Origin of the sequence: Streptomyces luteogriseus (assembly GCF_014205055.1) — a bacterium.
Lineage (GTDB): Bacteria > Actinomycetota > Actinomycetes > Streptomycetales > Streptomycetaceae > Streptomyces > Streptomyces luteogriseus.
The window spans coordinates 8,515,674-8,538,836 of record NZ_JACHMS010000001.1; the positions used below are offsets into that span (position 1 = coordinate 8,515,674).

17 protein-coding genes and 1 pseudogene are annotated in these 23,163 nt (G+C 71.4%); 8 read left to right on the plus strand and 10 right to left on the minus strand.

All coding sequences use genetic code 11. The features are described 5' to 3' along the window. Positions 1-96: 96 nt before the first annotated feature. Both BJ965_RS37875 and BJ965_RS37880 read right to left on the minus strand, forming a co-directional pair. On the minus strand, positions 97-3,360 hold the full coding sequence (locus tag BJ965_RS37875) for an alpha-L-rhamnosidase (RefSeq protein ID WP_184916283.1): 3,264 nt from the start codon (positions 3,358-3,360) through the stop codon (positions 97-99). A gap of 205 nt (positions 3,361-3,565) precedes the next feature. Continuing rightward, the gene (locus BJ965_RS37880; protein ID WP_030847963.1) at positions 3,566-3,796 is read right to left on the minus strand and encodes a hypothetical protein; all 231 of its coding nucleotides are present in this window, start codon (positions 3,794-3,796) and stop codon (positions 3,566-3,568) included. Positions 3,797-3,995: 199 nt separating this feature from the next. On the opposite strand from BJ965_RS37880, the gene BJ965_RS37885 reads away from it, so the two are divergent. Continuing rightward, on the plus strand, positions 3,996-6,767 hold the full coding sequence (locus BJ965_RS37885) for a hypothetical protein (RefSeq protein ID WP_184916286.1): 2,772 nt from the start codon (positions 3,996-3,998) through the stop codon (positions 6,765-6,767). 77 nt (positions 6,768-6,844) lie between these two features. Here BJ965_RS37885 and BJ965_RS37890 read toward each other — a convergent pair whose 3' ends face one another. Both BJ965_RS37890 and BJ965_RS40245 read right to left on the minus strand, forming a co-directional pair. Next, complete coding sequence (locus BJ965_RS37890) at positions 6,845-7,342, minus strand: peptidylprolyl isomerase (protein ID WP_184916289.1); 498 nt, start codon at positions 7,340-7,342, stop codon at positions 6,845-6,847. A 131-nt stretch (positions 7,343-7,473) separates the two neighbouring features. Further along, positions 7,474-11,271, minus strand: coding sequence for a CHAT domain-containing protein (locus BJ965_RS40245; RefSeq protein ID WP_221513311.1), 3,798 nt, complete (start codon positions 11,269-11,271; stop codon positions 7,474-7,476). 71 nt (positions 11,272-11,342) lie between these two features. Between BJ965_RS40245 and BJ965_RS37900 the strand changes: the two genes are divergently transcribed. From BJ965_RS37900 to BJ965_RS37910, 3 genes are all read left to right on the plus strand, one after another. Continuing rightward, positions 11,343-11,738 (plus strand): hypothetical protein, encoded by a 396-nt coding sequence (locus BJ965_RS37900; RefSeq protein WP_184916295.1) that lies wholly within the window; start codon positions 11,343-11,345, stop codon positions 11,736-11,738. After that, positions 11,735-12,688: a hypothetical protein gene (locus BJ965_RS37905; protein WP_184916298.1), complete on the plus strand. Its 954-nt coding sequence runs from the start codon at positions 11,735-11,737 to the stop codon at positions 12,686-12,688. The genes BJ965_RS37900 and BJ965_RS37905 overlap by 4 nt, the downstream gene beginning before the upstream one ends. A gap of 143 nt (positions 12,689-12,831) precedes the next feature. Continuing rightward, positions 12,832-13,830, plus strand: a complete 999-nt coding sequence (locus BJ965_RS37910) for an RNA polymerase subunit sigma-70 (protein WP_184916301.1) — start codon at positions 12,832-12,834, stop codon at positions 13,828-13,830. Between the two features lie 144 nt (positions 13,831-13,974). On the opposite strand, the gene BJ965_RS37915 is transcribed toward BJ965_RS37910, so the two are convergent. From BJ965_RS37915 to BJ965_RS37925, 3 genes are all read right to left on the minus strand, one after another. Continuing rightward, on the minus strand, positions 13,975-14,991 hold the full coding sequence (locus tag BJ965_RS37915; RefSeq protein ID WP_184916304.1) for an aminotransferase class I/II-fold pyridoxal phosphate-dependent enzyme: 1,017 nt from the start codon (positions 14,989-14,991) through the stop codon (positions 13,975-13,977). After that, complete coding sequence (locus BJ965_RS37920) at positions 14,988-16,328, minus strand: radical SAM protein (protein ID WP_246546252.1); 1,341 nt, start codon at positions 16,326-16,328, stop codon at positions 14,988-14,990. The genes BJ965_RS37915 and BJ965_RS37920 overlap by 4 nt, the downstream gene beginning before the upstream one ends. 89 nt (positions 16,329-16,417) lie before the next feature. Then, entirely contained in the window at positions 16,418-16,897 is a 480-nt protein-coding gene (locus BJ965_RS37925; protein WP_376777965.1) for a MarR family winged helix-turn-helix transcriptional regulator, read from the minus strand. A 98-nt stretch (positions 16,898-16,995) separates the two neighbouring features. On the opposite strand from BJ965_RS37925, the gene BJ965_RS37930 reads away from it, so the two are divergent. Beyond that, entirely contained in the window at positions 16,996-17,901 is a 906-nt protein-coding gene (locus BJ965_RS37930; protein WP_184916309.1) for an NmrA/HSCARG family protein, read from the plus strand. 46 nt (positions 17,902-17,947) lie between these two features. Here the strand turns inward: BJ965_RS37930 and BJ965_RS37935 are convergent, their stop codons facing one another. Continuing rightward, a complete protein-coding gene (locus BJ965_RS37935) occupies positions 17,948-19,066 on the minus strand; it encodes a fatty acid desaturase family protein (protein WP_184916313.1) in 1,119 nt (372 codons plus the stop codon). A gap of 7 nt (positions 19,067-19,073) precedes the next feature. Beyond that, positions 19,074-20,129 carry a ferredoxin reductase gene (locus BJ965_RS37940; protein WP_184916316.1) on the minus strand — a complete coding sequence of 352 codons (1,056 nt, stop codon included), beginning with the start codon at positions 20,127-20,129 and terminating at the stop codon, positions 19,074-19,076. 86 nt (positions 20,130-20,215) lie between these two features. Here BJ965_RS37940 and BJ965_RS37945 point away from each other — a divergent pair, with 86 nt between their 5' ends. The 3 genes and pseudogenes from BJ965_RS37945 to BJ965_RS37955 all read left to right on the plus strand — a co-directional run bounded on the left by BJ965_RS37945 (position 20,216) and on the right by BJ965_RS37955 (position 22,773). Next, positions 20,216-21,355, plus strand: coding sequence for a PucR family transcriptional regulator (locus tag BJ965_RS37945; protein ID WP_184916319.1), 1,140 nt, complete (start codon positions 20,216-20,218; stop codon positions 21,353-21,355). A gap of 25 nt (positions 21,356-21,380) precedes the next feature. After that, positions 21,381-21,743: pseudogene (locus BJ965_RS37950) on the plus strand (restriction endonuclease); the annotation flags it as partial. Positions 21,744-22,434: 691 nt separating this feature from the next. Further along, complete coding sequence (locus tag BJ965_RS37955) at positions 22,435-22,773, plus strand: helix-turn-helix domain-containing protein (protein WP_184916322.1); 339 nt, start codon at positions 22,435-22,437, stop codon at positions 22,771-22,773. Positions 22,774-22,895: 122 nt separating this feature from the next. Here the strand turns inward: BJ965_RS37955 and BJ965_RS37960 are convergent, their stop codons facing one another. After that, on the minus strand, positions 22,896-23,108 hold the full coding sequence (locus BJ965_RS37960; RefSeq protein WP_184916326.1) for a hypothetical protein: 213 nt from the start codon (positions 23,106-23,108) through the stop codon (positions 22,896-22,898). Positions 23,109-23,163 lie beyond the last annotated feature (55 nt).

The following is a 23,163-nucleotide window of genomic DNA, read 5'->3' on the forward strand; positions in this document are numbered from 1 at the left end:
TGCGGCGTTCCCGCGGAGGCGGTCGGTCGACCCGAGCAGGCCGGGATGCCCGGCCTGCTCGGGGACGCCCTCGATGCGGCGCGCCGCCAGGACTGCCTAGCGGGAATCGGCCCCGGCGACGAAGTCGTAGGTGCCCGACCCGACCTGGAAGACGGCCGCCCCGTCCTCCATACGCAGGAAGCGGACTCCCGCCGCCCTGTCCGCCGGCCGGCCGCCCTCGGTCACCGCGCGGCGCGTGCCGGCCGGGACATGGACTTCCGCGACCGTGTTGACCGGCACCGTCACCCTCAGGCTGAAGACGCTGTTGCGGCTGGTCCAGCGCGACGACAGCAGGCCGTGGACGGTGTGGAGGCTTCCGGAACCCCTGGTCAGGCTCCCGCCGGGTACGGGAGCGATCCGGGAGCGCTTGTAGCCGGGCTCGAGGGCAGAGAGGCCACCGATGTTCTGGAACATCCAGTCACCCACGGCGCCGTACGCGTAGTGGTTGAAGGAGTTCATGTCGACGGGGCCGAATTCGCCGTCGGGCATGATCGAGTTCCAGCGCTCCCACATGGTGGTGCCGCCCTTCTCGATCTCGTAGCCCCAGGACGGGTAGTCCTTGTGCAGGAGCATCGTGTAGGCCAGGTCGTCGCGGCCGATCCGGCTCAGCGCGGGGAGCAGCAGCGGAGTGCCGATGAAGCCGGTGCGCAGGTGGTAGCCGGTCAGGGCCAGCTTGGCCACGAACCTCTCGCCGACCTTGCCGACGAGCGCCGGGTCCGCGACGAGGTCCATGCCCAGGGCCATGGCGTATCCGGTCTGGGAGTTGCCCTGCACGGTGCCGTCGGCCGAGACGTAGGCCCGGGTGAAGGCGTGGCGGATGTCGGCGGAGAGCTTGCGGTAGTCGGACGCCGCGGACTCGTCGCCCAGGGCGTCGGCGGTTTCCGCCATCATGCGGGCGTTCTCGGCGTAATAGGCGGTGCCCAGGACGCCCTGCTCGGTGGGGTCGTCCAGATGCAGCCAGTCGTTGGTGAAGAACGTGGTGCGGCCGGGCTCCAGGAGGTCCGCTCCGGCACTCTCACGCACGAACTGGAAGAACCTGCGCATGGCGGGGTAGTTGTCGCGCAGGATGCGGGTGTCACCGTAGGAGCGCCACACGTGGTACGGCACGGTGATCATGACGTCGGACCAGCCGACGCCGCTCTCGGCGAACTGGCCCTGGGGGGTCGGCACGACCGCCGGCAGATCGCCGTTGGCGTGCTGGGAGTTGCGGACGTCCGTCATCCAGTGGGACAGGAACGCGCGGGTGTCGACGAGGTAGTTGGCTGTCGGGGCGAACAGGCTGATGTCGCCCGTCCAGCCCAGGCGCTCGTCGCGGGCCGGGGTGTCGGTGGGGATGGACAGGAAGTTGCCCCGCTGGCTCCAGGAGATGTTGCTGACCAACTGGTCGAGCATGCCGTCCGAGGTCTCCAGCGTGCCGGTGGAGGGGAGGTCGGAGCCCCAGACGACGCCCTGAACGTCGGTGAGCGCGGGTGGTGAGTCCACGCCGGTGATCTCGATGTAGCGGAACCCGTGCTGGGTGAAGGCGGGCTCGTAGGTGACCGTTCCGGAGTCGGCGAAGACATAGCGGTCGGTGACCTTGGCGCTGCGGAAGTTGTCGGTGTAGAGGGTGCCGTCCTTGTTGAGCACCTCGGCGTAACGGATCTTCGCGGTCCGGCCGGAGGAGCCGGTGAGGGTCAGCCGGGACACGCCGACCATGTTCTGGCCGAGGTCGTACACGTAGGTCCCGGAGCCGGGCTCGGTCATCTTCCGGGCCCTGAGAACCTGGGTCTCGCGCACCGGCTCGTCGCTCTGCGGGACGAGCCGGGCGGTGCGTGACTCCACCGTCGCCGCCGTCTCCCAGCCGGCGTCGTCGAATCCGGCGCGGCTCCAGCCCGCCGGCTTCAGACGGGCGTCATACGTCTCACCGTCCTGGAGGTCGGCCTTCACGTAAGGTCCCTCGGCCGCCTTCCACGAGCCGTCCGTGGCGATCCATTGCACGGAGCCGTCGGTGTAGGCAACGCGCATCTTGGCCACGAGCGCCGGAGTGTCGCCGTACTGGCGGCTCCAGCCGAGCCCGACCTTGCCGGCCCACCAGCCGTTCGCCAGCGAGGCGCCGATCGCGTTGTCGCCCCTGTTGAGCAGTTTCGTGACGTCGTAGGTCTGGGACTGGATGCGCCGGTGGTAGTCGGTCCAGCCCGGGGCGAGCACTTGGTCGCCGACCGGCCTGCCGTTGATCTCCAGCGCGTAGACGCCGAGAGCGGAGGCGTAGACCCGTGCGGAGGCGACCTTCTTGCCGGGTTCGGTCGCGAAGGCCTTGCGGAGCAAGGGCATCGGCCGGACGTCGGGACCGTACAGGGCGTCCGTGGTGCCGGAGACCGCGAGGGCGGAGTTGGCGATGTCACCGCCGGAGAAGGGGTTCCGGCCGGAGGCGAAGTCGGTGTCGAGCAGAGTGCTGCCGTCGGCGCCGGTCACGACGGCGTCATGGACCGTCCCCCGCTCACCGCAGCAGGCGTGGGTGCGGAAACCGATGTAGCCCTTGGCGAACGTGGAGTCGGTGAAGGTGCTGACGAGCCTGCCGTCCAGTGTCGTCCTGATCGTGTCGCCCGCCACGTCGTAGCGCACGGTGTGCCGGTCGGCGAGGAGGGATGCGTTGGTGAAACCGTAGGGGGCGAGGTCTACTTCCTTGACGACGCTGTACGTGCCCTTGACCTGCTTGTGCAGTCTCAGCGTCGGGCTCGCGGCCGTGACGTTGACCTGCCACATGTAGCCGTTGGCCGTGTCGGGAGCGCGCAGGAACATGCCGAAGGCGCCGCTGTCGAGCGTGAACCGAACGGTCGCGGCGTAGTCGGTCCACTGGTCCAGCTCACTCGGAGCGCCGGGGCGCGTGATCCACTGCGCGCCGTCCCAGTCACCGGCGTCCAGCAGGCCGGTCTCGAAGTACGCGTCCGCGCTCCACCGGCTCACCGCTCCCTTGTCGTCCCAGGCCCGGACGCGCCAGTGGTAGCGAGTGGCCGACTTCAGGGGCGGGCCGCCGTACTCGACGTCGACCTGCCGGCCGGACCTCACCTTGCCGGACGACCACACGTCGGCGGCCCCCGGTCCGCGGCCGACCTGTATCTCATAGGCCTGTTGTGCCGTCGCCCGCCGGTCCGACGCCAGCTGCCATCCGAACACCGGGGCTTCACCGCCGATGCCGAGGGGGTTCGTCCGGCTGTTGGTGCTCAGGGCCCGCACGGCGAGGGGAACGCCCGCGGCCGCCGCCGCTGGTGACAGGGGAGTGGGCAGCACGGTCACGCCGCCGAGTACCGCGAGTACGACGAAGCCCGTAAGGAGACCGAGCATGTTGGGGCGCCTCAGAAGCATGGCTTCTCCGGTCTGCTGAATCGTTTCAATCAAGCAGGTCGCGGGGACAGTAGCTGTGTGACGTGTGACACGTCAATATGTGGGTCGGACCGGGTTGTGCGAAGTCGAGATCGCCCTGGCTGAGGACCGAGGTGGCGCTGTGGGCCGGCGGAGCGGGGAGCCGAGTCCTTCGAAGAGCGGTACCTCACAGAGCGATGGGCCGGTACGCCAGCGCCTGATCGACCACCTCATCGGCCGTGAGCTCCCGCTCCGGCGGCCAGAAGACCAATCCGCCGACATGACCGGACGGGCATGCCAGTGCTCTGTCGAGCCTGTCCAGCCAGCCGTCCACCTCGTCGTCCGAGGCGTGGTCCCCCTGCATGATCCGCTGCACGAGTGCGACGGCGTCCGCGCGACTCATCTCCCCAGTGCTCATCAGTCCCCTTCGCCGAGGCACTCCAACCAAACGCATGATCGCCCGGGCGGGATCTGGTCCCCGCAGCCGCACTGGCTTGATCACATCACTCGCTCCGCTCCACAGACAACCCACGGACATCCCTCCCCCGTCCTATGTGACGCGAGAGGCGCCCGGGACCGACGGGACGTCTGCGCACGGGGTTTTGAGGAGAGGATCATTGATCCGTGCCCGGCGAATATGTGTGACCGCCGTGGCGGTGCTGGCGGCCCTGGCGGGCTCGCCCGGACTGGCACAGGCTGAACAGCCACACGAATCAGGGCTGTTGAGCGCGAGGGACGACAACCCCCTTCCGCCGGGGTGGCGGATCGGCGGGAAGGGAGGGACGCGCGAGCTGGTCTGGCGTGCGCCGACGACCGTGCCCATGGGGGACGCGCGGGTCGAGTTCCGTACCGGGGGCCGGCTGCTCGGGGTGCCCAAGCCGGCGAAGGACGGGCGGACCTTCCGGCTCGCCCTCGACGAGACGCGGCCCAAGCAGCTGAGGGACCTTCAGGTGACGGCCGCGGGACGCCGGCTGGACGCGGCGGCCGAGGGCACGCACGAGTCCGGATCGCGCGGGCCACGCACGCCCGCGCAGGCGCCGGTGAACGGCGTCGATCCGGGCAAGCCCGGCTCGTATCGCACGGTCACAGGGAGGTACGGCCTCGGCCCGGTACGCCTGCCCGGGTTCGACACCCCGGTGGAGATGACCGCCGAGGTCGTGGCGCCGAAGGATGCCGCCGGCAGGCGGCCGCTCGCACTGTTCCTGCACGGCCGCCACTCCACCTGCTACAAGCCGGGCTCCGAGGGCGACGTGACCGGTGACTGGCCCTGCGCGGACGGCTACAAGCCGATCCCGAGCCATCTGGGCTATCTGCGCGACCAGCGACTGCTGGCCTCCCAGGGCTATGTGACGGTGTCGATCTCGGCGAACGGCATCAACGCCCAGGACTGGGAGGCCGAGGACGCCGGCGCGCAGGCGCGTTCCTCGCTGGTGCGGCAGCACCTCGCCCGCTGGGCCGACTGGACCGCCCATCGCTCCTCCGCCCCGGCCGTCGTACGCCAGGCGGCGAAGGCGGACCTCTCCCGCGTCCTGCTCGTCGGCCACTCGCGCGGTGGCGAGGGTGTCAACCGGGCCGCCATGGACAGCCTCTACCCGCCGCCGGCCGCCGAGGACGGCTACCGGGGCCCGGTGCGCTGGAAGGTGCGCGGGACGGTGCTCATCGGACCGACGATCTTCGGTCAGAATCCGGTCGCCGATGTGCCGTCGGTGACGCTGCTGCCGGGCTGCGACGGTGACGTCTCGGACTTGCAGGGCGAGGCCTTCGTCGACGGGACGCGCGGGATCAGCCGGGGCACGGCACTGCACAGCGCGGTCTACATGGTCGGCGCCAACCACAACTACTTCAACAGCGAGTGGACCCCGGGCGAGGCCGTCGCACCGGCCCAGGACGACTTCGGGACCGACCCGGAGCAGCCCGCGGACCCGGTGTGCGCGCCGGGTGCCGCGACCCGGCTGACCGCCGCCCAGCAGCACAAGGCGGGCGCCACGTACATCGCCGCCGCGGCCCGGCTCTTCCTCGCCGGGGACGACCGGGTGCGTCCCCTGCTCGACGGTTCCGGCAGGCGCGCCCCGTCCGCTGACCCGGCCCGGGTGCTGACCCACGCGGTCGGCGGCCGCCGCAGCGGTGGCTTCCTGCCGGACGGCGGGGCGAAGGTGACCGGCGCCCGGCTGTGTTCGGCGATCGACCCGGACCCGGCCGTGGCCTGTCTGCACCCGGAGACCCCCGGATCGTCACCGCACTTCGCGTCATGGGAGACGGAACGGGAGACCGGCCGCAGCGCCGTGGACCTGAAATGGTCCACGCCGGGCAGGGCCGCGCGTGTCGCTCCCACCAAGCCGCTCTCCCTCCGCGGCGCCCAGCAGCTCGCGCTGCGGGTCTTCGTCCCGCCGAACACCACCGGCACGAAGTTCGACGTGTCCGTCACCGACTCCTCCGACCGCCGGGTGAACCTGGGCTCCGTCCGGGTGGACGGGCTCCCGGGCTCCGCGAACACCGCCTCCTACTGGGCGCGGGAGCTGCGCGTCCCGCTGTCGGCCGCGACCCGGGCCGGACTCGACCTCGGGCACGTCAAGTCCCTTGAGCTGACGCCCCGTTCACGGACCGGGCGGGCCTGGTTGATGGACGCCTGGGGGTGGGCACCCGGCACTTCGGCGGTGAAGGCGGCCGCTCTGCCGCGTGTCGACGTGGGCCGGACGATCGTCAAGGAGGGCGACTCGGGCACCCGCACCTACCGGATCCCGGTCGAGATCTCCGGGCGCGGCAGCGGGCAGGTCCGCGTGTACGTCCTCGACCCGGACGGTGGCCGGGCCGGCAACCGCCTGGTGACCGTACGGCCCGGCAGCGACGCGATCGACGTGCCGGTCCGGGTGAAGGGCGACACGGTCTACGGCGACGACGTCGCACACGACATCGCCGTCAAGGCCGTCCGGGGCGCCGTCGTCGGCAAGTACCGGGGCGGGCTCACCGTCGAGAACGACGACCCCGAGCCGGTGATCACGCTGTCGCCGGTCACGGACCGCGTGACCGAGGGAGGGACGCTGACTTGGCGGCTGTCCGTGGACGCGCCCGCGGCGGTGGACCTCTACGTGCCGGTGCGGGTGCTTGCGGCCACCGAGGGCGCCGAGCTGTCCACCAAGGACGTGGACCCGCAGTGGCTCGAGGAGTGGTCCGGTGACGTGCCCGACCCCGAGCGGCCGCTGTCCGACGCGCATCTGTGGGCGTGGCTGAACATCCCGCCCGGGAGTACAGGCGTGGACTTCGTCGTGCCGACGGTACGGGACCAGGTGGCCGAGCCGGTCGAGTCGATGCGCCTCGCGCTGACCGACCGCAACGCCGAGCCGCTCCCCGGCAGGCCGGTGCTGACGGGGACGGTGCTCGACAAGCCGTAGCAGCCTGTACGAGGGATCTGGAGAGCACTCTCGCGCGGGGTCCGGTCCGACCGGGCCCCGCACGCGGCGACGTATCGTCAGAGAACGCCGGAGTCGGCGATGGTGATCGTGGCCGACGTGCGGCCGGACCGCGAGCCGTAGCTCTCGATCTTGCGTACGAGCTCCATGCTGCTCTCGTCGGCGACCTCACCGAAGACGACGTGCTTGCCGTCCAGCCAGGACGTCACGATCGTGGTGATGAAGAACTGCGAGCCGTTGGTGTTCGGGCCGGCGTTGGCCATGGAGAGCTGGCCCGGCTTGGTGTGCTTGAGCGTGAAGTTCTCATCGGCGAACTTCTCGCCGTAGATGCTCTTGCCGCCCGTGCCGTCGCCGCGGGTGAAGTCACCGCCCTGGAGCATGAACTCCGGGATGACGCGGTGGAAGGACGAGCCCTTGTAACCGAAGCCCTTCTCGCCGGTCGCGAGCGCGCGGAAGTTCTCCGCGGTCTTGGGGGCGACGTCGTCGAAGAGGTTCATGTTGATCCGGCCGGCGGGAACGCCGTCGATGGTGATGTCGAAGAAAACCTTGATAGTCATGCCCCCATCCTGTCATCCGCGGTCCCCAGGAGCCGCACGAGCATCTCGAATGCCGCCCCGCCCCGCCGGAACGGCCAGGTGATGCCCCAAGCGGTGCGTCGTACCCGCCCAGGCGGCACCCCGGCACGAGCTCAGACTCCGGTGTGGACGTGCGCGGCCCAGCGGGTGGGGGTCGCGGGGTAGCGGTCGCGCAGATCCAGGAGGGTCTCGGTCAGGGCTTGGGCCCCGGGCAGGCCGGCCGCGCGGCGGGCATGGAAGGCCCCGGCCAGCGCCGCGGCCGCCGCGTCGGTCACCCGCCAGAGGGTGCCGACGACCTGACGGTAACCGCAGAGCTGGAAGGCCGCGGTGATGTGCACGAACTCGTCCGCGAGCCGGTGGGCCGTGACGCCGGTGCTGCACGCGGACAGGTGGGCCAGGTCGGCCTCGCGCAGGCGGAGATCCGCGAGCACGGCGACGGTCAGCGGACGTTCCCGGTGATCGGCGAGGAGCAGCCGACTGCCCGACGGGTCGAGCGGGTCGGTCAGACCGTGGCAGACGAAGTGCGCGGTGCCGTGCCGGGGAAGGGCGTCGAGCACGGACTGTGCGGTGGCGGCCGTACCGGCGAGTACGGTGACGGGCCCGGCGGGGCGCAGAAGTTCGGCGACGCGCGCCGCCTCCTTCTCGGCGTGGCCGAGGGGTTCCGCGCCCGGGGTCCGCGGCAGGGCGACGACCAGCGTGCCTGCTGCCGGGGACGCGGGCGGACGCCTCCGGGCCTGCGCCAGGATGCGCAACGTGGAGGTGGTCGAGGAGACCGTCCGGTCGAGGAGCGTGGCGCGGCGCCGGCCCGCGGGCGGGGGAGAGCGGTGCAGGCCGGCCGCGTGCAGGGGCAGCGATGCGAGGAACCCCACCGGGCACCACCACAGGCGAGGCGGGGGGCGGTCCGCCGAACCGTCGACACCGAGCCGGTCGAGTACGGGGGCCGCGACGGTCTCCCAGAGCCATTCGAGGACGTCATGGAGCTCGCTCTGGGCGTGTTCCTGGGCGCCGAAGGCGGCGAACGGGTCGTCGCCCGGCTCGTGGAGGGCGGCGAGCGTGTCCTGGAGCCGTTGCGCGCGGGTGACCGCGTCCTCGGCGATCAGATCAGGCAGCGGAACGACGGCGACCGGTGCCGTGGGTGGTGCGGCGGGGTCGAGGACGAGGGCGTCGGAGCGCCAAGCGCTGGTGTAGACCAGCACGACCGGGCCCTCTCCTGCCGCCTCCCGCAGCTCGTCGATCGTCGGCCCGTCCAGGAAGTCGGCGTTGCCCACCGCCCGGATGCGGGCGAGCAGCTGCGTCCAGCGGACGCCGTGGCGCATCCGCTCCTCGGCCGAGCCGTCGAACGCGGTCGGCGCGGCAAGACGCAACTCATCGAACTCTGCGGCGAGTCCGGGCTGCTCGCGGCGCAGCGTCGAGAGCGCGGAGCCGGGGGCGCCCAGGGCGTCGGCGGCGAGGACGCCCCGGGCACGTTCAAGGAGTTCGACGGCCCGTGCGGGGTGGCCGGCCGCCACGGCTGCGGCCGCGGTGGAGGAGGCCAGCCCGGCAGTCTCCCGGAGCGTGAACTGCCGGTCCCGGCGCGTGAGTTCGTGCGGGGCCAGGAGCGGAAGCAGTCCGACGGCCGTCCCGTAGGCGTCGAGCGCGGCCTCGGCGTCCCCGCGGTCCATGGCCCAGTTGCCGGCGCGCGCCGCGGCGGCGAACCGTGCGGCGGGCCGGGCCGTGGTGATCGCGGCAGCCTGCCGGAAGGCCTCCTCGGCCTCCGCGGCGGACTGCGCGACGCGCTCGGCGTCGCCCGCCGCCCGCGCCTCGCGGTTGTCGTCGGCGCGGACCACGGCGAGCGTCAGCAGGAACTCGGCACGGTCCGGATGCTGTTCGGGCACGGCGGCGGCCGCCTCGCGGGCCAGGGCGGCGGCCTGCGCGAGGGCGCCGGGCTCCGCCGTCTCCAGCTCCGTTGCGGCCCGGTGGCGGACCTGCAGACATTCGGCGAGTGCGATGCGCACCATGGGTCCGTTCGTGGCGTCGAGCGGGATCGCGGCGACGGCCTCGCGCAGCAGGGCGAGGGCGAGTTCGAGCAGGGCCGGATGCGGCTCGGGCCCTGCGCACAGGCCCAGGACGGCGTGACCCGCCTGAGCGACGAGGGACGGCTTGAGGGGATGGTCGTCGGGGCAGGTCTGCTGGGCCTGAAGGCAGCAGCTGACGCCCTCGGAGATCCGCTCGACGTACACGTCCTCGTCGCTCAGCCGGTCCGCCCCGCGCACCAGGACCTCGCCGAGGTGCGCCAGCGCCACGGCGCGGCCCACGCCGGACGGGGGAGAGGAGGCCACCACGTGCCGGGCGTAGGTCTCGGCGTCCCTGAGCGCGTCGAGGTCGCGGCGGCGCTGATACAGCTGGAAGAGCCCCTGACTCAACTCGGAGAGCCAGGTGAGCTGCTCACCGGCGGTGAGGTCGGGGTCCGGGCCGTCGGGCCCACCGTCGAGCTCGCGCAGCAGCTCGATGCCTTCGGCGAGTGCGGCGAGGTCCCCGGTCTCGTCGTAGCGCTCCATCAGGGCCCCGGCGAGCGCCCGCCGCGCGCGGCGCGACCGGGGCCCGGGCGCCTCGGCCCGTACCCGCTGCCGCGCCTCCTCGACGGGGTCGGCGGGGTCCTGCCCGACCGTGTGGGCCAGTCGCTCGGCCTCTCTCAGCAGCCCGACGGCGTCGCGGTACGAGGCGTGTCCGGGCGGTGCGAGGCGGACCGCTTCCTCGGCGGACGCCAGAGTCTCCGCGACGAGCGCCGTGCCTCCGCCCGCCCGTTCCTGCCCGACGAGGTCGAGCAGGCAGCGGGTGAGCAGCAGCCGGCGGGTGATCCGGTTCGGGTCGTTGGCGGCGGACCCCGCGACGGAGGCTCGCAGCGCGTCGGCGGACCGGCGCAGCAGCTCCAGGTCGCGGGTCTCCTTGTAGAGGTTGCGCAGGTCCTTGCCGTAGTTGTTGAGGATCGCGGCCCGCTGCGGCTCCGCGTCGGGCACGGTGCGAGCCGCCTCCGCGCCGAAGTCGACGGCGGAGCGCAGGACCGCTGGGTCGGCGGAACGGTCGTACAGCGCCGAGTACAGGTTCTGGACGTGGCAGAGGCGCACGGCGCGCAGGGGGTCGTGCAAGGGAGTGAGGTTCAGCGCGACGACGCTGACCTCCAGGCTCTCCTTCAGGGCCGCCTCGTCGCCGGTGCGGCGGAACGCGTCGAGGAGCAGCGAGCCGTGGTTGAACATGACCAGGGGTCGCTGTGGATCGTGTGCGGCGCAGAGCCGGGCGGCCTCCTCGCTGTAGCCGCGCGCCGCGTGCAGCACGTGGAGTTCGCCGGTGCGGGCCAGTTCGTGCTGGAGGGCGACGCCCAGCGCGGTCCGGGCGCGGACGCTGCGGGAACGCTGGTCCTCGGGCAGGATCGCGAACAACCCCGGTGTGACGGCGACCAGTTCGCTGAGCAGGACGATGGCCGTGCGGAGGGTCGCCGGGTCGCGGATCGCGCGGTAGCGCTCGACGGCGAACGCGGCGTGGTCGTAGAGCGCCTCCAGCCGAAGGTCGGAGTCGCGTGCGGTCCTGGCGAGGTCTCTCGGCAGGCGCGGCAGTCTCCGTACACCGGCCCGGATGTCGGGCGGCACCAGCGCGGGTGCGAGGGCGTCGAGCCAGGCGGACAGCTCCAGGGCCCGGTTCCGCAGGGTGCGCGCGCTGAGGGGCGGCGGCGGGGCGGCCAGGTGGAGCTGCCAGCTCGCCACGGCGACGGTCCGTGCCATGTCGGCCTCGGGCGGCGGATGGTCCCGCAGCGCCCCGTCGGTGAGCTGCAACAAGCTTGCGGTGGTGGGGTCGAGGAGCGGCGCAACGTCCCCGGTGTCCTCGAACAGGCTGACGCGGGCGCGCAGTTCGGCGTAAAGACTCAGCTCCACAGCCACTCGACGCTCCCGTCCCACGACCGGCCACTGTCTGTCATTCTCTGCCATGACGACCTTGAACGGGAGGGCGCATGCAGGACCTGGCGGATCGACTCGACCGGCTGTGCCGACTGCTCGGTGGGGGCGAACTCGCCCGCAGGGCACGGGAGTACGGTGTGGCCGAGCACTTGGAGCGGGTGCTGGACGCGGTGCGCTCCGGGACCGATCCGGAGCGGGTACGTGACGATCTCGAGGCGCTGGACGAGGGATTCGCCCGGCACGGCATCGACGGCCTGACCACCCGGACCCGGGCCTACCGACCGCTGTCGGGGACCGTCGGGCATCCGGTGCTGCGGGGCTGGGTCTGTCCGGCGGCGCAGCGCTGCTCCCGGTTCACCCAGCTGGACACCGGAGCCCCGGGCGGGGACGCCGACCCGGTGTGCGAGGCGCTGGCAACGCCGCTGGTCAGGGTGGAGATCCCGCTGTGAACGCCTTCCTCGGGGAACTCGGCCGGAAGCTGGCCGAGCGTTGGGTGGCGCTGCTCCTGCTGCCGGGCGTGCTGTACGTGGCCGTGGTGACGGCCGCGTCGGTGCTCGGCCAGGGGCGGGCGCTGGACCTGCGCGGACTGAGCGCCTGGGTCGACGGCCTCGCGGCGGCGCGAGGCGCCGGTCAGGTCGGGATCGTGGTCCTCGTGGCGGCCGGCGCACTGGCTGCCGCCACGGGCGCTGGTCTCTCCGCGGCAGCGCTCGGCGAGGGCGTGGCGCTGCTGTGGGCGGCGGAAGGGCGGCGCGGCCCGGGGCGGTGGCTGGCCGAGCGGCGCCGGGAGCGGTGGCGGCGGGCGTACGCGGAGGTCGTCGCGGCGCGCCGGGCGGTGGCGCTGAGCGCCGTACCTCCGCACGGGGCTGACCCGCAGGCACGGGCGGCGCTGCGGGCGTCGCTGGACCGGTGCCGTCGGATCTGCCCGGTGCCGGCCGACCGGCCGACGTGGATCGGGGACCGGCTGCGGGCCGTTGACCTGCGGGTTCACCACGCCTACCGGGTCGACGTGGAGGCGCTGTGGCCGAGGCTGTGGCTGGCGCTGCCGGACCCGGCGCGCGCCGAACTGACGGATGCGCACGCCGCGTACCGGGCGAACGCCCGGCTGACGGGCTGGGGGCTGATGTACCTCCTGGTGGCGCTGTGGTGGTGGCCCGCCGCGGTCGTCGCCACCGTCACCCTCACCACGGCCTGGATCCGCGCGCGGGGCGCGGCGGAGGCACTCGCGGACCTGGTGGAGGGGGCCGTGGACCTGTACGGGCGCGACGTGGCGACGGCGCTCGGCGTACTGCCGGACGGCGAGGGCCTGGACCGCGCGTCGGGCGACGCGGTGAGCGCGCTGCTGCGCAAGGACGGGGCGCTGCACCCGGAGTCGACGGACACGCCCGCCGGCCCGCTGTAGCAGGCTGGTGGAGTGTCGCCACACGAGAGGTCGCCACAAGACAGGGGCGCGGGCCGGTCGCCCGACCTGCCCCCGGTGATGAGTTTTCGCGCCCGCCCCCGTCACACCTACGACGGGACAGGACGAGGCGGAGGGACGATGTGATGAGTGCGGACACGCGGCTGGAGGAGCTGGGCGTGAGCGGTCCGGGTGAGGTCGACGAGCAGGCCTTCTCGGGGCTGGCGGAACGGCACCGGCGGGAGCTGCACGTGCACTGCTACCGGATGCTCGGGTCGTTCGAGGACGCCGAGGACACGGTGCAGGAGACGTTCCTGCGCGCCTGGCGGCGGCGGGAGACCTTCGAGGGGCGCTCGACGTTCCGGGCCTGGCTGTACCGGATCGCCACCAACGCCTGCCTGGACCTGCTCGCCAAGGTCCGTCCGGAGCCCGCCACCGGCGGCGAGGTGCTGTGGCTGCAGCCCTACCCGGACCGGCTGCTCGACGATCTGCCCGCGGGCGACGCGGACGAGCCGGAGACCGTCGCCGTCGCGCGGGAGACGATCGAGCTGGCGTACCTGGTGGCGGTCCAGCACCTCGCCCCGCGCCCGCGGGCCGTGCTGATCCTGCGCGACGTGCTCGGCTGGCCGGCGAAGGACGTCGCGGAGTGCCTCGGCGACTCCGTCCACTCCGTGAACAGCGCGTTGCAGCGGGCCCGCGCCGGCATGCGGGAGCACCTGCCCGCCGAGCGGCAGGACTGGAGTGGCGGCGATCAGGACGCCAGGACGCGCGAGCTGGTACGCCGTTACACCGAAGCCAGCGTGGCCACGGACATCGACCGGCTCGCCACACTGCTGCGCGAGGACGTCCGCTGCTCGATGCCGCCCACGCCTGGCCTGCACATCGGCCGCGACACGGTGGTGAGCGACTGGATCACCAGCGGTTTCGAGGGCATGAAGGGCCTGCGCGCCGTCCCCACCGCCGTGAACCGGCAGCCCGCCCTCGCCTTCTACCTCTGGCGGAAGCAGGAGGGTGCGTACCTGCCGCTGACGATCGACGTCCTGCGTGTCACCGGCGGGCTGATCACCGAGATCATCACGTTCCACGACGACCGGTTCGAGGGGCTCGGCCTGCCGGAGCGCCTGCCGGCGGAGGGCACGGAGTAGCCCGAGGAGGAGCGGATCACCCCGGGGCGCCGAGCCCTGACGGGTGCCGGCGTCGGAGGCCGTACTCAGAGCACGCCAACCAGCACGATGACGACGGGGTGACACGGTCACCCCCATGCCCGACGCCACGGCGAGGCAACGCTTTCACCGTGCCACCCCCGACGTCGGGCCGAAAGTGCCGGCAAGGCTGGTCAGGATGGAGCCGGACCAGTTGCTCTCCCCGAACACGCTGACCGGCATGGCGAGCACGCCGCACTCGCGCCGGAGCGTCTCCGCCGGTATCGCAACCGGGAAGAAGTAGTTGCCGGGACACCTCCGGCTCGCCGTGGGAATCGCCCTGAGTACGTCGTCCGGCAGCCGTTCGAACATCCGCTCGGCCCGTGCGGCCAGTTCGTCGACCACCTGCCGGGGCACGTCGCTGTGCTCGGTCAGCAGACGGTCGGCGAGCCTCAGCTGTGCCGACGTCGGCGGATCCCCCCGGAACGCTTCGGCCAACCCGGCTTGCGCCGGACCCAGCAGGACCACGCCGAACGTGCGTGGCCACAACCACCCCTTGGTGACCGAATGCAGCAGGACCGCACGGCCGGTGTCCAGCAGTCGCCGGGTGCCGGCAGCGAACGGGGTTCCCAGATCGTAGACGCTGTCGATCAGCAGGCGGCGGTGCGGTGATTCCCGCAGCCACGACATCACCGCGGCGCACTCGGCATCGGAGAGGTAGCGCCCGAGCGGCTTGCTGGGGTTGGCGAGCAGCAGGTACTCGGGCCGGTGGTCCGCCGGAGACCTCGGCAGGGCGGGTGCCGGCAGCGTCGGGTAGGACGCGGGGGCCAGGCCCGCAGCGCGGGCCAGCTCGAGGTAGACCGGGTACACGTCGCTGGGCAGCCACAACCGCGCTTGCACGATGCGCAGCCAGGAGAACACCACACCGAGGCCGTGCCGGACCCCTCGGCAGACCATGGCGTGGCCGGACCATTCCTCCGGCAGCTCGAAGCGCCGCAGCCAGGCACGGGCGAGATCGCACCGGTGCACCGGACTCGTGCCGGCCGGCGGTTCCGGCCGCATCGGTGCGAGCGCCCGGTACACGTTGGTCTCGGCGGCGTCCAAGAGCGACGACGGAGCACTGAGTTGGCGCTGCCGGAACTCCTGGAACTCGCCGAACCTCATGCCGTTGCGCCTTCCTGCACGATCTCGCTCGCCCGGTCCTCGAGGGAGGCGTAACAGCGTCCGTCGGCCATGACGTTCCAGCTGCGTGCGATCCCGTTGGCGCGTTCCCAGAAGAGGCTGGGTTCGGTGTACGCGGCGATCCGCATCGGCCGTCCGTCCCAGCTGCCGCGGTAGACCGGCGCGCCCCAGGGCAGGCGGCTCGCCAGTTCGAAGCCGTGCCGCTCGGCGAACCCGGTGACGAGGGACAGCGACACCTGATGCTCCCGGCTCCAGACATTGGCGGCGCGGTCGAAGTAGAGGGACTCGGTGCTGGTGGATACGTAGAGCTCTTTGAAGCAGACCTCCTCGACACCGAGAGCCGCGGCCCACGACAGGTAGTCGGCGACCCCGGCCGCGTCGGCGACGCCGCCGTGCTGGAGGACGCAGATCAGCCTCATCCGCAGCCCCGGCCGGCGGTCACGTTCAGCGCGCCAGGTGTCGATCACCGAGCTCACGGGCGTGCGCAGCATCATCAGCCGCTCGCTGACGGCGTCGTCGTGATGGTGCCGGGAGACCGCCAGCACGCTCAGGCCTGCGGCACTCAAGGCCGCGATGCGGTCGGCCCGGTCGGTGGGCGAGCCCTTCGCCAGGGAGTGCGCGTTGGTGATCAGGACGACCTTCGGGAAGGCCGCCGAGCAGGCGGACACCAGTCGCAGCTGCTGTTCGAACGGTATGAGCGTGGGCTCTCCGCCACCGGTGATCACCGCGCGCTCGGCTCCCGCCGCACGGGCGCGCTCCAGCCAGTGGGTGACCGCGTCCCACGGGACCCGTGCGGGCGCCTGGTCACTGGATATCGACGCCGAGGAGAAGCAGAACGAACACCGGGCTTGGCAGGCGGAGGCCACCGGCAGAAGCGAAACCGAGCGCGGTCGCGTGTCGGCACAGCTACGCTGCGCCGAGCCGTGCAGATGCAAGGAGGCGGCCATCGCATCCTCGACGGTTGTCGGACGCAGCGTGAACTCGTCGCCCTTTCGGTCGAGTTCGTGGACCGCTGACAACCGGATGCGCGCCTCGTGCAGTTCCATGCCGAGGCCGGTCGACCGATTGGGCACCAGCTTGTCGGGGTCCACCGTGGTTTCCAGCACCAGCAGCCGGTCGCCCGGAATGGCCAGACGATCCAGCAAGCGTTGCGCCTTGCCGATGCCGATCCCCAACTCCCCGCGGGTCAGCAGGTGGAAGCGGTCGGGATAGGTGCTCTCCGGTATCCCCGCCTTACCGTAAGCAAACGCGTACTTGTCGAAGCCCTTCGCGAAGTTCGACAGCACGATGACGTGGAAACGCTCATCGCCATGATTCATCCCGTCATCATGCATGAACGGGCCCGCACGCCATGGGCGGAATTTCGGCGTGAGCAGCAGGCGGTTGCCCCCGCTCGTGTACGTCGGCCTCAGTCCGGCTTGGGCCGGGATCGCAGGTGTTGCATCTGGGCGTGACTGAGCTCGTGCGCCTGTCGCATGTGACGAGTGATCACTTCGAGCTCGTCTTCGGTGTGGTGGTCCAGCAGCGCTTGCCAGGCCACGCCGAGGTCGTCCCAGACCGCGGTGACCCGGGCCACGTGTTCGGGCACCGGGGCGACCAGGACCCGGCGGCGGTCCTGCTGGTCCGGGGTGCGGGCCACGTAACCCCCTCGTTCGAGCCGGTCCACCAGCCGTGTGGCAGAGCCCGTGGTCAGGCCCGTCATATCGGCGATCTGTTTTACGGTGAGCGGCCCCGGCTCGGCCGTCAGCAGACTCAGACACTGCACGTCGGTCGCGTGCAGCCCGAGGTGGTCGGCGAGAGCCTGGTTGAACAGTACATACGCCGCGAGGTAGCGGCGGGACTCCATCGACAACTCCTCGTACAGCCGGGCCCTACGCGATTCCGCCACCTGGATCACCCTCCATTTTGCTGCGCGACGCAGCATTCTATAGTCTGCTGCGTGGCGCAGTCCATGCGTCACGCAGCTATTCTATCCAGGGGGAAACCATGCTCACTGTCGCCGTCACCGGAGCCACCGGACTCCAGGGCGGGGCCACCGCTCGCGCTCTGCTCGCCGTCGGCCACCGGGTGCGCGCGCTCACCCGCCGGCCCGGCTCACCCGCCGCCGACGCCCTGCGCCGCCTCGGAGCAGAGGTGCGGCGCGCCGACTTCGACGACCGCGCGTCCCTGGACGTGGCCTTCGCCGGGGCGGACTCGCTTTTCGCCGTCATCACTCCCTTCGGAGCCGACACCGCTGCCGAAGCCCGGCAGGGCAGGACGATCGTCGACGCCGCTGCGGCCGCCCGCATCGGTCACGTCGTGCTCACCTCCGCCGCCCACGCCGACCGCGGCACCGGTGTGCCGCACTACGAGAGCAAGTACCTGGTCGAGCGGCACCTGCGTGCTGCCGGCCTGCCCTGGACGGTGCTCGCCCCGGCGGCGTTCATGGACAACTACACAAGTGGCTGGACCCTCGACGGCTTGCGTGACGGCACCTTCGCCTGGCCCATGCCCACCGGCCGGCCGCTCACGTTCATCCCGGTCGACGACATCGGCGCATTCGCGGCGCTGGCCCTCCAGCGCCGCGACGAGTTCACCGGAAGGCGCATCGACATCGCCTCCGACGAACGCACACCGGGCCAGATCGCGGAAACCCTCGCCGCAGTCATCGGCCGCCCGGTGAGCCATCAAGAGGTGCCTCTGGCCTCGGTGCGGACCCGGTCCGCGGACCTGGCCGCCATGTTCGAGTACTTCACCACCTCCGGCCTCGATGTCGACGTGGCCGGGCTGCGCCGCGACTACCCCGAAGTCGGCTGGCACAGCTTCGCCGAGTGGGCCCTCGACCAGGACTGGACCGCGCTCCTGGCCTCCGAGCCGGCACTCCGCAACGGATCTCACCGAACCCGGCGGTGAGCCGGTACGGCCGGTGCGGCCGAATGATCCGAACCGATACCGGGAATCAGGCCGCGACGAGCTCCTGCTCGTGGGCCGGCGTCTCGACCTTGGGCTTCTTGTTCGGCAGCGAGAGCCGGAAGACCTTGCGCCACGCGGAGAACACCTGCTTGGGCAGCGGCCCGGTGACGTACTCCAGCTCGTACTTGTCGAACAACGCGCGCACCTTCACCGCGACCTCGGCGTACCGGTTGCTCGGCAGGTCCGGGAACAGGTGGTGCTCGATCTGGTGCGACAGGTTGCCCGTCATGAAGTGCATGGCCTTGCTGCCGCTGATGTTCGCCGAGCCCATCATCTGGCGCAGATACCACTGGCCGCGCGTCTCGCCCCTGATCGACCGGCGCTCGAAGACCTGCACGCCCTCGGGGAAGTGCCCGCACATGATCACCGAGTGGGTCCAGAGGTTGCGGACCAGATTCGCGGTGAACGTGGCGGCGAGCGTGGGCAGGAACGAGGGGCCCGACAGCAGCGGGTGGATCACGTAGTCCTTGAGCACCTGCTTGCGGATCTTGCGGCCCACGGCCTTGGCCCGCGCGCGGAACTCCGGGTTCTTGCGGCGGCGCTTGTTCAGGTTCTTGCCGAGTTCCAGGTCGTACGCCGCGATGCCGTACTCGAAGAAGCAGGCGTTGATGAAGTTCCACAGCGGCTGGCCGAGGTGGAACGGGTGCCACTTCTGGTCCTCGTCGACGCGCATGATGCCGTAGCCGAGGTCGTTGTCCTTGCCGATCACGTTGGTGTACGTGTGGTGCAGCTCGTTGTGCGAGTGCTTCCACTGATCGGCCGGCGAGACGTGATCCCACTCCCAGGTGGTGGAGTGGATCTTCGGGTCCCGCATCCAGTCCCACTGGCCGTGCAGGATGTTGTGGCCGATCTCCATGTTGTCCATGATCTTCGCCACGGACAGACCGGCGGTGCCGATCACCCACGCGGGCGGGAAGATCGAGAACAGCAGCACGCCCCTGCTGACCAGCTCGAGCTTGCGCTGCGCCGAGATCACCTTACGGATGTAGGCGGCGTCCTTCTCGCCGCGGCCGGCGATCACCTCGTCGCGGATCGCGTCCAGCTCGCGGCCGAGCTCCTCGATCTGCTCCGCGGTGAGGTGGGCGGTGGGGTCGATGGCGGTCAAGGTGCTCCTACCGTTCGATGTCACAAGGGCCCGCCGCGGCGGACACGCAGGTCTGGATGAGGACGCCCGGTTCGGCCTCGGTGATCTCGCCGGTGCGCAGGTCGCGGACGGCGCCCGCCTTGAGCGGCGTGACGCAGCCGAAGCAGATGCCCATGCGGCACCCGGAGGGCATGAGCACGCCGGCCTCCTCGCCGACGTCCAGCAACGGCTTGGCGCCGTCCGCGTCGACGGTCTTGCCGGTGGCGCTGAACGTGACCTCGCCGCCGTCACCGGCGACGACGATGCGGGGGCGGAAGCGTTCGGTGTGCAGGCGCTCGGGGACGCCGTACTCGCTCCAGTGCTTTTCGGCGGCGTCGAGCAGGCCCGCGGGCCCGCAGGCCCAGGTCTCGCGCTCGGCCCAGTCGGGCACGAGTTCGTCGAGACGGGCGATGTCGAGCATGCCGTCGGTGTCGGTGTGCACCTCGGTGAGCCGCAGCTTCTTGTCCGCGACCAGGCGGTGCAGCTCGTCGCGGAAGATCACGTCCTGCGGCTGTGGCGCGCAGTGGACCATGACGACGTCGTTGAACCCGGTGTCGCGCAGCATGCCCATCACGGGTGTGATGCCACTGCCTGCCGTCAGGTAGAGAACCTTGGAGGGCTTGGCCTCCGGCAACACGAAGTCACCGGTCGCCTGGTCGAGCTGGATCAATGTGCCCGGTGTCGCCCTGCGGACCAGGTGGTTGCTGACCTTGCCGTCCGGGATCGCCTTCACGGTGATCGTGACCCGGCCGTCCCGGCGATCGGTCGGCGAGGTGACCGAGTAGGCACGCCACAGGCGCACCCCGTCGACGTCCACGCCGATCCGCACGTACTGACCGGCCGTATGCCCACGCCAGCCCCGTCCCGGCCTGATCACGATGGTCGCGGCGTCCCTCGTCTCGGGGTGCACGGCCTCGATGCGACCCCGCAGGTCAGCGCCCGCACGCAGCGGGCTGACCAGGTCGAGGTAGTCCGACGGCAGCAGCGGCGTCGTGACCATCTCCAGCAGTTTCCACGCCCTGCTGCGGAGGGCTGCACTCGTCATGACTCCAGCTTGCTGCGCCGCAGGCGTAAAGTCCTGACCGCAGGACGTAAATCTGGACGGCTGATTTGTTCGCAGGGAATAGAATCGTGAGCCATGCAATCCGGAGGGCCAGCGAACTGGCCCTGGATGAGACGACGGTCACCGCACTGCGGGCCGCGCTGAAGACCACCGCCGACGAGGTCGTCCAGGCGATCATCGATGAGGTCCCTCCCTACGCCAACGCCCTTTCGGGCAGCATGGGGGGCACCATCCGCCGAGCCGTCCGCACCGCCCTGGGGCACTACCTGGACCTCGCGAGCGGCAACGCCACGGGCGGCGACGGCGGTGACGCGGCCTACGAGCTGGGCCGCGGTGAGGTTCGCGACGGCCGTTCGATGGACGCCCTGCTCAGCGCCTACCGCGTCGGCGCCCGCGTGGCCTGGCGATGCCTGGCAGCGGGTGCCGTTTCCGCAGGTCTGCCCGCCGCCGAGGTCGCCAAGTTCGCCGAGCTGACCTTCGCCTACATCGACGAGCTCTCCGCCGCGAGCGCCGCGGGCCACGCCGACGAACTGGCCGCCCGGGGCCGGGACCACGAGCGCCACCTGGAACACCTGGCCCGCGACCTCCTCGCCGGCGCGAGCCCGGACGCGCTGCTGGCCTCTGCTCAACGGGCCGGGTGGCAGCCCCCCGTTTCGCTGACCGCGGTCCTGCTGCCCGCTGCCCAGGCCCGGCCCGCCTTCCGCGCGCTCGACCCAGGCACCCTCGTCCTCGACGACCTGCCGGACGCCTTCGGCGTGCTGCTCGTCCCCGATGCCGACCGATCACATCTCTTGAGGCAGCTGACCGACCGCGCCGCCGTGGTCGGCCCGGCCCGGCCATGGACGCGTGCGTCCGCCTCGTACGCACGAGCCGTACGCGCGCGCTCCCTCTCCTGCGATATCCGCGACACCGAGGACCACCTGCCCGAGCTGGTGCTGAGCGCCGACGTGGACGCGTTCGCAGACCTGCGTGCCCGAGCCCTCGCACCGTTGCGGACCTTGCCCGACGCAACCGCGCGGCGACTGGAGGAGACGTTGCGGGCGTGGCTGCTGCACCAGGGCAGGCGGGATGAGGTGGCGGCGGCGTTGTTCGTCCATCCCCAGACCGTCCGGTACCGGATGTCGCAGCTGCGCGAGCTGTTTCCGGATCTCGCATCGCCGCACCGGGTCCTTGAACTGACGCTGGCGGTCGGACTTCAGGGCAACTGACGCGTTCCTCGCCCGAACCGATGACCTCGTCGTGGACGGCATCGCCGACGACTCCACGACCCGCCTGACGGCAGTCCGCGGCGGCATCTGTCGCTCGGCCGTGGGCACGCCGGACCCGCAGGTCCTCAACGGCACGGCCCGGCCGGTACACGGCGCGGACGTCGCGGTGATCGTGACCAACGGCGGGGTGACCGGACCGGCCGTCACCTTCGCTGAGCAGCAGCGGCCGCACGTGGTGGACCGCAAGACCCTGGCCGCGTGGGCTTCGGGCTCCCGGCCGCTGCGGGAACTGCTGCCGGCCGTTCTGCCCCCGAGACGGCCCACATCTCCGCGCGTCGTTGTCCGAGGCCGATTACCCCACTGGCCGATGTGCGGAAATCTATGCTGACCGGAGTAGACATTCGGGCGCGAGCCTGGTTAAGGTTTCTCTCGTAGCCGAGATCAACGGGGCCTGGCAGAGATGAACTGCCGGCCGGCAGTACACGTAGTTGCAGTGCGAAGGACGGTCCGGTGGTGGAGTTGCGAAGCCAAGATGTTGCAGGACGGCGACGGGACTGACGACCGGACCGGGTGGCCCGCAGTGATCAGGGGCCGCCGTGAGTCATGCCGCGGTTGACGCGGTGGCATGACCCGTAGGTGCAGTTCGCAGTACCGGCAGTGAAGTCGGTAGCAGTACCTCGGTGAAGGCGTCGGCTGCGGACGCGCGCACCGGGAGGTTCGGCAGTGGGGTTCCAAGCCGGAGCAGACGCAGGACGGGCGACGGGGCTGGCTGCCGAAGAGCGGCGCTGTTGCAGGCCGCTGAGCAGTGAGTAGCTGAGCACAGAGGGAAGAACGGAGGAGCCGAGCGCCATCAGGATCGCCCGGGCGGAAGTCGTGGGCCCGGGTACCGCAGGACATCGATAGTGAGGTGGTCTTCGGTCAAGCAACCGCGATCCCCGCACCCCCGGCCGCATCCAGGCCGGGTCCGCGGACACAGCAGGCCGGCGCAGTACCAGGGCCGGCAGATGGTGTAGCAGTTCCTTCGGGGCCCTGGCGCCAATGGCGCCAGGGCCCCTCCACGCGTTCCACAGAGAGGTGTGATGACAGCAGACGACGCGTACGGCCGTCTCGATGACGACGACTACCCCGCCTACACCATGGGCCGGGCCGCCGAACTGCTCGGCACCACCCAGGGCTTCCTCCGCGCCATCGGCGAAGCCCGCCTGATCACCCCGCTCCGCTCCCCAGGCGGGCACCGCCGCTACTCCCGCTACCAACTGCGCATCGCCGCCCGCGCCCGGGCACTCGTCGACCAGGGAACCCCCATCGAGGCCGCCTGCCGCATCGTCATCCTCGAAGACCAACTCGAAGAGGCCCGGCGCATCAACGACGAATACCGCCGCGCCGCCGAATCCGCGAACCCGCCGACCGCGGCCTGAGACGGGGATGCACTCTCGCTGTTCCGGACGTGGACGTCCGGGATGTTGCGGAAGAGCTCTGTTCGAAGCAGTTCACCCCGCGAGCACGGGCCTGCGGGCCCGAGCGCTCGCACAAGGGGGCGTCACCACGACACCTCGCGGACGCCGGCCCGGCTCTGCGGCTGGATCGTGGCGGTGATCTCCGACCGGTGGCGGCTCGCCGAGAACGTCACCGTGAGCGTCTGCGCCTCGGTCCGGCTCGTACTCACCGTGAACCCCCGGTTCGGCACCGCCGAGATCAGGCACACCGCGTCGTCACCGAACCGCACGGTGGCCTTGCCGCCCTCGGACGCCACCGTGTAGACACCGGCGCCGCCTTCCTGGCACCCCGAGCCGTCCGCACCGGTCGGC